The 11,852-nt window shown below is 54.6% G+C and carries 12 protein-coding genes; 9 read left to right on the forward strand and 3 right to left on the reverse strand.

Features of this window, described 5'->3' with window-relative positions; genetic code table 11:
• Window positions 1-199: 199 nt before the first annotated feature.
• Complete coding sequence (gene ssb1 / locus IEX01_RS19950) at window positions 200-736, forward strand: single-stranded DNA-binding protein SSB1 (RefSeq protein ID WP_024557296.1); 537 nt, start codon at window positions 200-202, stop codon at window positions 734-736.
• A 240-nt stretch (window positions 737-976) separates the two neighbouring features.
• The gene (locus IEX01_RS19955; RefSeq protein ID WP_024557295.1) at window positions 977-1,321 is read left to right on the forward strand and encodes a PM0253 family protein; all 345 of its coding nucleotides are present in this window, start codon (window positions 977-979) and stop codon (window positions 1,319-1,321) included.
• 36 nt (window positions 1,322-1,357) lie between these two features.
• Here IEX01_RS19955 and IEX01_RS19960 read toward each other — a convergent pair whose 3' ends face one another.
• A complete protein-coding gene (locus IEX01_RS19960) occupies window positions 1,358-1,636 on the reverse strand; it encodes a YjcB family protein (RefSeq protein WP_024557294.1) in 279 nt (92 codons plus the stop codon).
• A 1,224-nt stretch (window positions 1,637-2,860) separates the two neighbouring features.
• Between IEX01_RS19960 and pdeC the strand changes: the two genes are divergently transcribed.
• Window positions 2,861-4,468, forward strand: a complete 1,608-nt coding sequence (gene pdeC / locus IEX01_RS19965; protein WP_188724428.1) for a cyclic di-3',5'-guanosine monophosphate phosphodiesterase PdeC — start codon at window positions 2,861-2,863, stop codon at window positions 4,466-4,468.
• Here the strand turns inward: pdeC and soxS are convergent.
• The gene (gene soxS, locus IEX01_RS19970) at window positions 4,456-4,779 is read right to left on the reverse strand and encodes a superoxide response transcriptional regulator SoxS (RefSeq protein ID WP_024557292.1); all 324 of its coding nucleotides are present in this window, start codon (window positions 4,777-4,779) and stop codon (window positions 4,456-4,458) included. The genes pdeC and soxS overlap by 13 nt on opposite strands.
• Window positions 4,780-4,863: 84 nt before the next feature.
• On the opposite strand from soxS, the gene soxR reads away from it, so the two are divergent.
• The 4 genes from soxR to IEX01_RS19990 all read left to right on the forward strand — a co-directional run bounded on the left by soxR (window position 4,864) and on the right by IEX01_RS19990 (window position 9,745).
• Window positions 4,864-5,322 carry a redox-sensitive transcriptional activator SoxR gene (gene soxR, locus IEX01_RS19975; RefSeq protein ID WP_024557291.1) on the forward strand — a complete coding sequence of 153 codons (459 nt, stop codon included), beginning with the start codon at window positions 4,864-4,866 and terminating at the stop codon, window positions 5,320-5,322.
• 265 nt (window positions 5,323-5,587) lie between these two features.
• The gene (locus IEX01_RS19980; RefSeq protein WP_188724429.1) at window positions 5,588-6,256 is read left to right on the forward strand and encodes a glutathione S-transferase family protein; all 669 of its coding nucleotides are present in this window, start codon (window positions 5,588-5,590) and stop codon (window positions 6,254-6,256) included.
• Window positions 6,257-6,603: 347 nt separating this feature from the next.
• Window positions 6,604-7,953 carry a guanine/hypoxanthine transporter GhxP gene (ghxP, locus tag IEX01_RS19985; RefSeq protein WP_024557289.1) on the forward strand — a complete coding sequence of 450 codons (1,350 nt, stop codon included), beginning with the start codon at window positions 6,604-6,606 and terminating at the stop codon, window positions 7,951-7,953.
• A gap of 145 nt (window positions 7,954-8,098) precedes the next feature.
• The gene (locus IEX01_RS19990) at window positions 8,099-9,745 is read left to right on the forward strand and encodes a Na+/H+ antiporter (RefSeq protein ID WP_029593143.1); all 1,647 of its coding nucleotides are present in this window, start codon (window positions 8,099-8,101) and stop codon (window positions 9,743-9,745) included.
• A gap of 3 nt (window positions 9,746-9,748) precedes the next feature.
• Here IEX01_RS19990 and IEX01_RS19995 read toward each other — a convergent pair whose 3' ends face one another.
• Window positions 9,749-10,642 (reverse strand): LysR family transcriptional regulator, encoded by an 894-nt coding sequence (locus tag IEX01_RS19995; RefSeq protein ID WP_024557287.1) that lies wholly within the window; start codon window positions 10,640-10,642, stop codon window positions 9,749-9,751.
• 102 nt (window positions 10,643-10,744) lie between these two features.
• On the opposite strand from IEX01_RS19995, the gene IEX01_RS20000 reads away from it, so the two are divergent.
• The gene (locus tag IEX01_RS20000) at window positions 10,745-11,170 is read left to right on the forward strand and encodes a CidA/LrgA family protein (RefSeq protein WP_024557286.1); all 426 of its coding nucleotides are present in this window, start codon (window positions 10,745-10,747) and stop codon (window positions 11,168-11,170) included.
• Window positions 11,163-11,852, forward strand: a complete 690-nt coding sequence (locus tag IEX01_RS20005) for an LrgB family protein (protein WP_024557285.1) — start codon at window positions 11,163-11,165, stop codon at window positions 11,850-11,852. Before IEX01_RS20000 ends, IEX01_RS20005 begins: the two co-directional genes overlap by 8 nt.

The raw sequence follows: 11,852 nt of genomic DNA on the forward strand, positions 1-11,852 counted from the left end.
GGTGTTTAAAGGACAACCGGTGGCCAGAAACGGTTAATTATGACACAATTTAACCTGAATGGATATCCAGTATTTGTTTGCAACAGTGTATACTGCGTGAACATTTCTGGAAGCTGGCTCGCGGGTATCACTCTCAGGGGCTGGCGTGATAGAATTGACTGTTTACACTATTTAGAAACGATTTTCAGGAGACACGATCATGGCCAGCAGAGGCGTAAACAAGGTGATTCTCGTCGGTAATCTGGGGCAAGACCCGGAAGTACGCTATATGCCGAACGGCGGGGCCGTGGCGAACCTGCGCCTGGCGACGTCAGAATCCTGGCGCGATAAGCAAACCGGCGAGATGAAAGAAGTAACCGAATGGCACAGCGTAGTGCTGTACGGCAAACTGGCGGAAGTCGCGGGCGAATACCTGCGTAAAGGCTCTCAGATTTATATCGAAGGCCAACTGCGTACCCGCAAATGGCAGGATCAGAGCGGTCAGGATCGCTACTCCACTGAAGTGGTGGTAAACGTGGGCGGCACCATGCAGATGCTGGGCGGCCGTCAGGGCGGCGGCGCGCCAGCAGGCGGCGGCATGGGTGGCGGCCAGCAGCAGCAAGGCGGCTGGGGTCAGCCGCAGCAGCCGCAGGGCGGCAATGCGCAGTTCAGCGGCGGCGCGCAGTCTCGCCCTCAGCAATCTTCGGCGCCGTCTAACGAGCCGCCGATGGACTTCGACGACGACATCCCGTTCTGATAAAGACGTTCAACGCAATGTGATAAACGCATGCGCTGTCATAATAAAAACCCTGCCCCGGCAGGGTTTTTTTACAGGCGCGATTTATTGAGATGACGCCAGAGGTAGACACGCTACCCCTTAATCAGCATTTCCACACAAGACGCAGGGTGTCATGCTTTTTGCTCCAGCCTGCCAGACGGTTTTTCCTGACCTACGCCAGCTGCCGCCAGCAGGCATCACCATCAAAGGAAAAGCGTTATGACTGATGAGGAAAATCCTTTCATCGCTGCCTGGAGCCGCAACGGTAATTTACTTTGCCACGGTCACTGGATAATTACCTTCGCCGGAAAGCCCGTAACCCTGCCGCAAAGCTGGCAGGACAAAGCGATGGGAACCTGGGGCATCTATTCTATTATCGATCCGGAAGATGAAACCTTTGCAGATGGCCTGGAAGAGGATGAGTGGATTGTCGAAAACGTCGAATGGCTGACGGACTGCTTTTTTGAAAACCACATTCCGCCTGAAGAGGACAATTATCGCTTTTTCTGGCGGGCCGTTAACCGGGCCGACTGGCGTTGCACCAGTTGCGCCGGCTGCATGTAAAAGAAAAGCCTCCGCAGGGGAGGCTTTCAGTTTTTATCAGGTAATGACCATCGGCCATTCTGGCGGCGTATGGCTCATAATTTCCAGCATGACGTCTTTGATATGCGTCCACGTGGCGGCAAAGTCCAGCGACATCCCCAGCAGGCCGGTAGCGAACCAGCAGGAAGCTGCGATACCCAGGCCGCTGCTGATAAAGGCAAGCGCCTGATAATCCGATTTACGAAACTGCACATTAAGGGTGCTCGCCATAAACATAAGCACCGCACTTAAAATTTGCCAGCGCATCAGCACAACACTGGTAGCCAGGGTAGCCATCAACCGTTCCTCAAAGACACGTTTGCTACGTCCACGCAGCGCGTTAACGCGGGCTGCGTCGGTCGTAGGCCAGAAAAGGGAAGAAATTGCAGATTTACATCAAGAGTGTGAACTATATCACATTTGCTTTTTTGTTGACCAGTTCAAATTCTTTTTTTGATGTATCAACAAAAATTTTGAATAAATAGGGGATCGTCCGGCTAAATAAATCCATGCTACAGCGCAAAAGCATGAGAAAACTGGTGAAATATCTGGCGCTATCGCCGTTTCAAACAATTTAACGGAACGAAGGAATATTTACAGACTACCTCTTCTGGATTATGCTCAATCCGAATTTAATTTTTCTGGCTTTATGCCACGCCGTAGTAATTCAGTGGTTTTGTTAGAGCAAAAATATATTATATATTTTTAAGTGGTCTTTATGCTTAAAAATACTATTTTTGACTGCCTTTTTAACGTAACTATTTTGTATATCGTTAATTTTAGGCAGGCTGATACCAAGTAAAGACACACACAGCACCTAAGACGTTGGTGCGCGTCTGTATGCGCACTGACAAAAAATTCACTAAGTTTATTTTTCTTACCGGTGGGCTGTGCACACCGTCGCCGGAACGCTTTTTCATATGCTATCGCTTATACAGAAAAGGCGGCGCAGTAATCCAGAAAGGCTTTTACGCGGGTGGGGCGTGAAAGCCTTTCTTCTTATGGCGAGTGCAATCCGCCTGCCGCAGGCTTCATCCTCGCGCTAAGTCTTAAATTGGGAAAGCGCGTTGAGCACTACCCGCGCAAGGCTGGTTTTGAACGTGTCGCGCCACCTCAGTGTTCAGGAAAGGTACTGCGCCCGCTCTGTTCCAGTTCAGTTTGTGTTCCTGCTCAAAAGCGCAGAAAAAGAGGCGAATGCAGGTCTGGGCGTTAACCAGGCATTTACCGCGGTCAGCGCGCTTATTTTTCCAGCAAATAAAAGAAATTTGCGTTAAAAAGATATTCCTGGGCAAAGTGGCGGAAATTTCTCCTGCGAAATGCATGAAATATTTCACTTAAGAAAAATTAAATGACCGCCACCATTTTCCTTACGGCAAATTTAGTTATCTAGGCTTAAATATTAGCTTTATAAATTGAAATGCCTATTGCCAATGTTCGTTGATTCATGCAACGTAATCACCTGTTTGCGAAAGTGTCCTTTCCGCCTAAATGTGACACAGAGAGCAGGGATATGAGGCCATAATGAATCACAGGGCACAACGTCAGGCGTTGCGAATTTTCGGCATCATCATGGTGATCTTGCTCCCCGTGATACTGACGCTATGGTTTGCCCATTTGCGAGCGGTAAATGAGACTCGCGATCATCTGCGTTCATTTGCGCAACTTGTGCTCGATAAAACTGAAATCGTCGTGCAGGATGCCGATCTCGCGCGCGACGAGGCTGAACAATATCAGGGACAGGTTTGTACCCCCGCGCATCGCAATAATATGTTGGACATCGTTCGCGGCCAATTATATGTAAACGATCTTATTTACGCCGAAGGGGATAACTTTCTCTGTTCGACGATGATTGATGAGCCTTATACGATGTCGCGGGCCGATTATACGCGCGATGAAGATGTCGCTATTTATTATTATCGCGATACACCATTTTATGCGGGTCATAAAATGGTGTATATGCGCAAAGGAAATTATGTTGCGGTTATTAATCCTCTGGCCTACGGCGAGGTAATGACCAGTGATGCGGATTTAACTTACGGCGTTTATGATACCGCCACACGGCAATTTTTTTCATTAGGTGAACATGCCGAGCGCGATAAGCTCCTGCCGCTATTGAATAATAAAGAAGATATTTTTCAGCAAGACGCTCATTTTTATTCCATTGCACATTCCGCTAAACGCCCTATCGCGATTATTGTATCCACTTCCGATGTGCGTTTCTATCAGGAATGGCATCGACAGATTTCTTTTATGTTGCCGCTGGGTTTCATCTGTAGCGCTGTTATTTTGTTGATATGGTCAAGAACGCAGCAGCAGTTTAATTCGCCACGGCGCTTATTACAGCGCGCGATCCAGAAGAGACAATTACGTCTGCATTACCAGCCCATCATTGATATTCAGCGTGGGCTTTGCGTTGGCGCCGAGGCGCTGCTGCGCTGGCCCGGTTACAACGGGCAGGTCATGAGCCCCGCAGAGTTTATCCCGCTGGCCGAGCAAGAAGGATTAATCGCCAAAGTAACCGATTACGTAGTAGAAGAATTGTTCAGTGACTTAGGCGGTTACCTTGCTTCACACCCCGAAATTTATATCTCAATTAACCTGTCCGCTTCCGATTTCCACTCCTCACGCTTAATCGCTTTGATTGAAGACAAAAATAAACAATATGGCGTGCGCGCACAGCAAATTAAAATCGAAGTGACGGAGCGAGGGTTTATTGACGTGCCGAAAACCACGCCAGTCATTCAGGCGTTTCGCCAGTCTGGTTTCGAGGTGGCGATTGATGATTTCGGCACCGGTTACTCCAATTTGCACAATCTTTATTCGCTGAACGTGGATATCCTTAAGATCGATAAATCATTTATCGATACGTTAGCGACTAACAGCACCAGCCATCTTATCGTTGAGCATATTATTGAAATGGCGCAAAGCCTGCGGCTGAAAATCGTCGCCGAAGGGGTGGAGACCGCCGACCAGGTCAGTTGGCTGTTAAAGCGGGGCGTGCAGTATTGCCAGGGGTGGTATTTCTCCAAAGCGCTGGCTTCGCCAGAGTTTATCGCCTGGCTGAATCAGAGCCCCGCTGACACTCAGCCAGTCTGTTCCTCGCCCACCATTATGCATCAGGCGCTGTGACGGTAGTCGGAAGGCGTGCGGTCAAACTCCCGGCGGAAAATACGTGAAAACGTCTGCTGCGAAACGTAGCCGTAATCCATCGCGATATCAAAGATAGGCCGCCGGGTAGAGCGTAATTCCTGCGCCGCCAGCAGCAGGCGTCGTTGGCGAATATAGTCGCCCAGCGTCTGGCGCATCACCGTACGAAACATCCTCTGCAGGTACCACTTCGAATAGCCCGACTTCTTCGCCACCACGTCAATATTCAGTGGCTGGTCAATATGTTCATCAATCCATTCCGTCAGCGCGTGGATGATTTCCTGGTGTGACATAAGACATCCTCTTCGTTGATTACCGATTAGCCGTTCGTTGTGAGGCCGAGTATAATTCCTCAAGTTAACTTGAGGTAAAGCCCTATGGATAAGAAAATGCCCCGGCTAAAACATCTGCTTACGCCGGGGGAGGTCGCAAAGCGTAGCGGCGTTGCGGTCTCCGCGCTCCATTTCTACGAAAGCAAAGGCTTGATAAAAAGCACCCGCAATGCGGGCAACCAGCGCCGCTATTCCAGGGAGGTATTGCGTTATGTGGCCATTATCAAGATTGCGCAGCGTATCGGCATACCGCTCGCAACCGTTGGCGAGGCGCTTGGCGTTTTGCCGGATGGACACACGCTGAGCGCAAAAGCGTGGAAAGAACTTTCATCACAGTGGCGGGAGGAGCTGGATCGGCGAATTAAAACAATGACGGCGCTGCGAGATGAGCTGGATGGCTGTATTGGCTGCGGTTGTCTTTCGCGCCGCGACTGCCCGCTACGCAACCCGAACGATAAGCTGGGCGAGCAGGGCACCGGCGCACGGCTGCTGGAAGACGAGTAAAAGACGAAAGCGCCCATTACGGGCGCTTTCGGGTTTTCCGGTCTTGGTCTTTCGCTCTATCCCGCTGTCTCACGGGAGGGTTTCCCCCGACATCGCGCCCCTCGGTTGTATCATGCAGGAGGGTCCGGGCTGCGCCGACACTGCAAGTATAGTTTATGCTCGCGGTTTTTTCAGAGAGGCATGGCGATTTTTTAATCGCTCCGGCGCCCGGACTGGCGGCCCGTTACCTATAGTTAATTTAACTGAGATAACACGAGGTTACGCCATGCTTACCGTTCATCACCTTAATAATTCCCGCTCACAGCGCATTCTCTGGGCGCTGGAAGAGTTGAACCAGCCTTACAAAATTGTGCGCTATCAGCGGGAGCCGACCATGCTGGCGCCCGAGGCGTTGAAAAAAGTGCATCCGCTCGGCAAATCGCCGGTGCTGGAAGATAACGAACATAAGCTGGTTGAGTCCGGCGCTATTCTTGAATATTTGCAGGAAACTTACGACGGCGAGCAGCGGTTTAAACCGCAGAACCCGGCAGAGAAGCTGGATTACCGCTTCTGGCTGCATTATGCCGAAGGTTCGCTCATGCCGCTTTTGATGATGAAGCTGGTTTTCTCAAGCCTCGGCAAACCGCCGGTGCCCTTTGGTTTTCGCACGCTGGGCAAAGCGCTGGGGCAGGGGGTGCAAAAGGCGTATCTCAATAAGCAACTCGCCACGCACACGCAGTTCATTGAAAACCACCTTAAACAGCATCCCTGGTTCGCCGGGCAAAGCTTCAGCATGGCGGATATTCAGATGAGCTTTCCCATTATCGCGCTGCTGGCGCGCGGTGGGGTGGGTAACGTGCCGCAGATTGAAGCGTGGAAAAAGAATATCGAGGCGCGGCCTGCTTACCAGCGCGCCATGGAAAAAGGCGGCCCGTTTGACATTCCCGGCGGCTGAGGCATGCAAAAACCCTATGAGCCAGGCAAAATTGAAAACGCTATTCTGCATAATTGTTGCGAAATTGCGCATCAACGGTATCGTTTGCGCATAACGCGGCGATTAATTAACCAGCCAGCGGAGATTTTCATGGAAAGCCGTAAAGTTCTGTTGAAAATCCCCGCAGGAAGGCTGGATAATCGTTTGCCTTAAATTGACGAGCCGTTTTTACGCGCGGAGTTAAACGTTTGCTTTGCGTGGCCCCCACCTTTGCCACGCACTCAGCCAGGGAATAGACGTTTGATCGGCAGTGGGTTGTCCACCACGCGTAGAAGCGAAATCATAAAAATCTCAGGGGATGTTTCACTATGTCTACGCCTTCAGCGCGTACCGGCGGTTCGCTTGACGCCTTCTTTAAAATTTCAGCGCGCGGCAGCACCGTCCGTCAGGAAGTTGTCGCGGGTCTTACCACGTTTCTCGCCATGGTCTACTCCGTCATTGTCGTGCCGGGCATGCTTGGAAAAGCGGGTTTTCCGCCCGCCGCTGTCTTTGTCGCCACCTGCCTGGTCGCCGGGTTCGGTTCGATTGTGATGGGGCTGTGGGCTAATCTGCCGCTGGCCATCGGCTGCGCCATTTCACTGACCGCCTTCACCGCCTTTAGCCTGGTGCTGGGCCAGCATATCAGCGTGCCGGTAGCGCTTGGCGCAGTATTCCTGATGGGGGTGCTGTTTACGATTATCTCCGCAACCGGCATTCGCAGCTGGATCCTGCGCAACCTGCCGCACGGCGTTGCGCACGGCACGGGCATTGGCATCGGCCTGTTCCTGCTGTTGATCGCGGCAAACGGCGTTGGCCTGGTTATCAAAAACCCGCTGGATGGCCTGCCGGTGACGCTCGGCCACTTCGCCAGCTTCCCGGTTATCATGTCGCTGATTGGTCTGGCGGTGATTATCGGTCTGGAAAAACTAAAAGTGCCGGGTGGCATTTTGCTGACCATTATCGGCATCTCTGTCGTCGGGTTGATTTTCGACCCGGCGGTGCATTTCTCCGGTATTTTCGCCATGCCTTCGCTGAAAGATGAGCAGGGCCATTCGCTGATTGGCAGCCTCGACATCATGGGCGCGCTGAATCCGGTCGTTATCCCAAGCGTACTGGCGCTGGTTATGACGGCGGTCTTCGACGCGACCGGCACCATCCGCGCGGTCGCCGGCCAGGCGAACCTGCTGGATAAAGACGGGCAGATTATCGACGGCGGCAAAGCGCTGACCACCGACTCGCTCTCCAGCGTGTTCTCAGGCGTCGTCGGCGCAGCGCCTGCGGCGGTTTATATCGAATCGGCGGCCGGTACGGCGGCGGGCGGCAAAACGGGCCTGACGGCGCTGACCGTCGGCGTGCTGTTCCTGCTTATCCTGTTCCTTTCTCCGCTCTCTTATCTGGTGCCTGCTTATGCTACCGCACCGGCGCTGATGTATGTCGGCCTGCTGATGCTGAGTAACGTCGCGAAAATCGATTTCGCTGACTTCGTGGACGCCATGGCGGGCCTTATCACCGCCGTGTTTATTGTGCTGACCTGCAACATCGTTACCGGCATCATGATAGGCTTCGCTTCTCTGGTGATTGGCCGCATCGTCTCCGGCGAGTTCCGTAAGCTGAACATCGGCACCGTGGTTATCGCCATCGCGCTGGTCGCTTTTTATGCAGGCGGCTGGGCAATCTAAGCGTTTTCTCCCTGCGGGCGGCGCTAGCCGCCCGTTTTTCCCGCTTTAAGGCACATCCTGTTTCCTTTTGATTGATGACGATGTTTTATTATCAGGGCACAACAGCGCATTTCTGATACAAAACACATCGCAATCGAAGGAACGCATGGAAATCTTTTTTACCATTCTGATCATGACCCTTGTGGTCTCCCTCTCCGGGGTAGTGACGCGAGTGCTCCCCTTTCAAATCCCGCTTCCGCTGATGCAGATAGCCATCGGGGCCTTACTGGCCTGGCCGCGCTTTGGTCTGCACGTGGATTTCAACCCGGAACTTTTTCTGGTGCTCTTTATTCCGCCGCTGCTGTTTGCTGACGGCTGGAAAACCCCGACCCGCGAGTTTCTCGATCATGGGCGAGAGATAATCGGCCTGGCGCTGGCGCTGGTGGTGGTCACCGTGGTCGGCATCGGCTTTCTCATCTACTGGATGGTGCCGGGCATCCCGCTCATTCCGGCGTTCGCCCTGGCGGCCGTGCTTTCGCCGACCGATGCCGTGGCGCTTTCCGGCATCGTGGGCGAAGGACGCATCCCGAAAAAAATCATGGGCATCCTGCAGGGCGAAGCGCTGATGAACGACGCTTCGGGCCTGGTGGCGCTGAAATTCGCCGTGGCGGTAGCGATGGGGACGATGGTCTTCACCGTAGGCGGCGCGACGGTCGAATTCCTGAAAGTGGCGATTGGCGGTCTGCTCGCCGGCATCGCAGTAAGCTGGCTCTATGGCCGCTCGCTGCGCTTGCTAAGCCGCTGGGGCGGCGATGAGCCCGCCACGCAAACGCTGATGCTGCTGCTGTTGCCGTTCGCCTCTTACCTGATTGCCGAACACATCGGCGTTTCCGGCATTCTGGCCGCGGTGGCCGCCGGGATGACCATTACCCGTTCCGGCGTGCTGCGCCGCGCGCCGCTCGCCATGCGCCTGCGCGCCAACAGCGTCTGGTCGATGCTGGAATTCGTCTTCAACGGCATGGTCTTCCTGATGCTGGGCCTGCAACTGCCCGGCATTTTTGAAGGTTCGCTGGCGCAGGCGGAGCTGGATCCGAACGTCGAAGTATGGATGTTGTTCCTCGACATCGTGCTTATCTACGTGGCGCTTATCGCGGTGCGTTTCGCGTGGCTGTGGGTGATGAAGCGCTTTAGCCGCCGCTTCCTGACCAAAAAGCCGATGGAGTTCGGCTCCTATACCACGCGCGAGCTGTTTATCGCCTCTTTCGCAGGGGTACGCGGCGCCATTACGCTCGCCGGCGTGCTCTCTATTCCGCTGCTGCTGCCGGACGGCTCACTGTTCCCGGCGCGTTATGAGCTGATTTTCCTGGCGATGGGCGTGATCCTTTTCTCGCTGCTCGTCGGCGTAATTATGCTGCCCATCCTGCTGCAAAACGTGGAAGTCGCGGATCACGCCTTAGCGCGTAAAGAGGAGCGCAAAGTCAGGTCCCTGCTTGCTGAAGTGGCTATCACCGCCGTTCAGAAGAAAGAGGAGCGGCTGGCGGCGGACGTGAATGAAAACATCGACGACGATCTGCTCAGAGAGGTAAGTTCAAGGGTTATCGGCAATCTGCGCCGTCGCGCTGACGGGCGCAACGATGTGGAAAACAGCGAGCTTGAAGAAAGCCTTGAACGGCGTTTTCGCCTGGCTGCGCTGAACGCCGAGCGCGGAGAGCTTTACCATCTGCGCGCCACGCAGCAGATCAGCAACGAAACGCTGATGAAAATGCTGCGCGATCTCGACCTGCTCGAAGCGCTGTTGAGCGAGAAAAGCTAAGCTCTACTGGCCCGCTTCGGCGGGCCAGAATGTTTTACAGCAGGCTATCCACGCCTGCGCGCTTTGCGAAAGATACACCCCCTCGCGCCAAATCATCCCCAGTTGCCAGCGAAGCTCGCTTTGCAGCGGCAGCCACATCAGCGTGGTCTTATCGAGTTTCTCACACACCGGTTCAGGCAGGATGGCGACGCCAACGCCCGCCTGCACCATTGCCGCCAGAAAATCCCACTGTCCGCTACGCACCGCGATGCGCGGTTTTATCTCATGCGCGCTGAACAACTGCATAAGCTGGCGGCTGAGTGAAAAATCCTCGTTATAGATAAGCAGCGGCTCGTTTGCCAGTTGCTCTGGCTCAACGTGCCGGCGACTCAGCCACGCGCCGGAGCGGGGCGTGAGCACGCAGAGCGGGTGGCTAAACAGAGGCAGAGTGACAAGGCTGCTTTCTTCGTCAACGGGCAGCGCGGTGATAGCGAGATCGAGTTCGCCGTTCAGCACCGCCTGCTGCACCGTCAGCCCGCCAAACTCAGAAATTTTTAGCTCAACGCCCGGATACCGCTGGCGGTAGAGGCTAATGGGGCCAGCCATGGTCATGCCGACCATCGGCGGGATGCCGAGGCGAAGAATGCCTTTGTTGAGATGGTTAATGTCGCTGAGTTCCGATTCAAGCTGACGGAACTCCGTCAGAATAGCGAGGCCGCGCTCATAGACTACGCGGCCGGTATCGGTCAGCAGCAGCCTGCGCCCGTCGCGGATAAGCAGCGTGCAGTTCAGCTCGTCTTCAAGATTGCGCAGCATCTTGCTGATGGTAGGTTGGGTGACGAAAAGCGTCTGCGCCGCGCGGGTGAAACTTTGCTGGCGCACAACCTCGACAAAGTACCGCAGCGTTCTGATATCCATAACTATTCCTTCGAACTATAGCTGCAATGAGTTTAATTCATTTCGTACCGGTAAGGGCGCTCCCTATACTGACGCTCTGCCGTTTTTTCTGGAATATTGACCATGATCCTGGCGTTACGTCGCTTTACGCCTGCTGTGACCCGTCCGTTGCAAATCGCGCTTCAGGTACTTCTTTATGTCGGGCTGTTCTTGCTTGCGCAAAATCTTGTGGACTGGCTCCATCTGCCGCTGCCCGCCAACCTCGTCGGCATGCTGTTGATGCTGGGGCTGATTGTGCTTCGCGTACTGCCGCTGAACTGGGTGCGGGCCGGGGCGCGCTGGCTGCTGGCGGAGATGCTGCTTTTCTTCGTCCCCGCCGTGGTGGCGGTAGTGAACTATGCGCAACTGCTGATGGTGGACGGCTGGCGCATTTTTCTGGTTATCGCGCTCAGTACCGTATTCGTGCTGGGCGCTACGGCCTGGGTGGTGGATAAGGTTTACCGTTACGAACTCGCGCGCGAGGCGCGCAGGCAGGGCAACCGTGAATAATTTCCTCTTAAGCGTGCTCTGTCTGGTGGTGACGGTCGCGCTCTACTTCGCGAATAAAAAGCTGTATCGCCGCTTTCGCGCGTTGCCGCTGATGCCGCTGGTATTCACGCCGCTGCTGCTGGTGCTGATGCTGGTGTTCGGCCACATCTCTTACCAGAACTATATTGGTGAAACTCACTGGCTGCTGTGGCTGCTCGGTCCGGCGACCATCGCCTTCGCCGTGCCGGTCTATGACAATCTGGCGGTGATTAAGCGTCACTGGCTGTCGCTTTCGGCGGGCGTCATTACCGCAACAGTGGTGGCGGTGACCAGCTCAGTGTGGCTGGCGCGGCTTTTTACTCTGCCGGACGAAATCCAGCGCAGCCTCGCGGTGCGCTCCGTGACCACGCCTTTTGCGCTGGCGGCCGCCGGGCCGCTTGGCGGGCAGGCCGATCTGGTGGCGTTGTTTGTGGTGATAACCGGCGTGTTTGGCATGGCGGTGGGAGATGTGCTGTTCCTGCGGCTTGCCATTAACGCAGGCCTTGCGAAAGGCGCGGGTTTCGGCGCCGCCTCACACGGCGCAGGGACAGCGCGGGCTTACGAACTCGGTCCGCAGGAGGGCACCATCGCCAGTCTGGTGATGATGCTCTCCGGTGTGGTGATGGTGCTTATCGCGCCGCTGGTGGCGCGGCTGATGTTCTGA

The sequence above is a fragment of the Franconibacter daqui genome (assembly GCF_014644275.1).
GTDB lineage: Bacteria > Pseudomonadota > Gammaproteobacteria > Enterobacterales > Enterobacteriaceae > Franconibacter > Franconibacter pulveris.

Excerpts from the sequence above, each read along its gene's own strand:
- ssb1 (WP_024557296.1), top strand. The coding sequence starts at position 200 with ATGGCCAGCAGAGGCGTAAACAAGGTGATTCTCGTCGGTAATCTGGGG.
- IEX01_RS19955 (WP_024557295.1), top strand. The coding sequence starts at position 977 with ATGACTGATGAGGAAAATCCTTTCATCGCTGCCTGGAGCCGCAACGGT.
- IEX01_RS19960 (WP_024557294.1), bottom strand. The coding sequence starts at position 1,636 with ATGGCTACCCTGGCTACCAGTGTTGTGCTGATGCGCTGGCAAATTTTA.
- pdeC (WP_188724428.1), top strand. The coding sequence starts at position 2,861 with ATGAATCACAGGGCACAACGTCAGGCGTTGCGAATTTTCGGCATCATC.
- soxS (WP_024557292.1), bottom strand. The coding sequence starts at position 4,779 with ATGTCACACCAGGAAATCATCCACGCGCTGACGGAATGGATTGATGAA.
- soxR (WP_024557291.1), top strand. The coding sequence starts at position 4,864 with ATGGATAAGAAAATGCCCCGGCTAAAACATCTGCTTACGCCGGGGGAG.
- IEX01_RS19980 (WP_188724429.1), top strand. The coding sequence starts at position 5,588 with ATGCTTACCGTTCATCACCTTAATAATTCCCGCTCACAGCGCATTCTC.
- ghxP (WP_024557289.1), top strand. The coding sequence starts at position 6,604 with ATGTCTACGCCTTCAGCGCGTACCGGCGGTTCGCTTGACGCCTTCTTT.
- IEX01_RS19990 (WP_029593143.1), top strand. The coding sequence starts at position 8,099 with ATGGAAATCTTTTTTACCATTCTGATCATGACCCTTGTGGTCTCCCTC.
- IEX01_RS19995 (WP_024557287.1), bottom strand. The coding sequence starts at position 10,642 with ATGGATATCAGAACGCTGCGGTACTTTGTCGAGGTTGTGCGCCAGCAA.
- IEX01_RS20000 (WP_024557286.1), top strand. The coding sequence starts at position 10,745 with ATGATCCTGGCGTTACGTCGCTTTACGCCTGCTGTGACCCGTCCGTTG.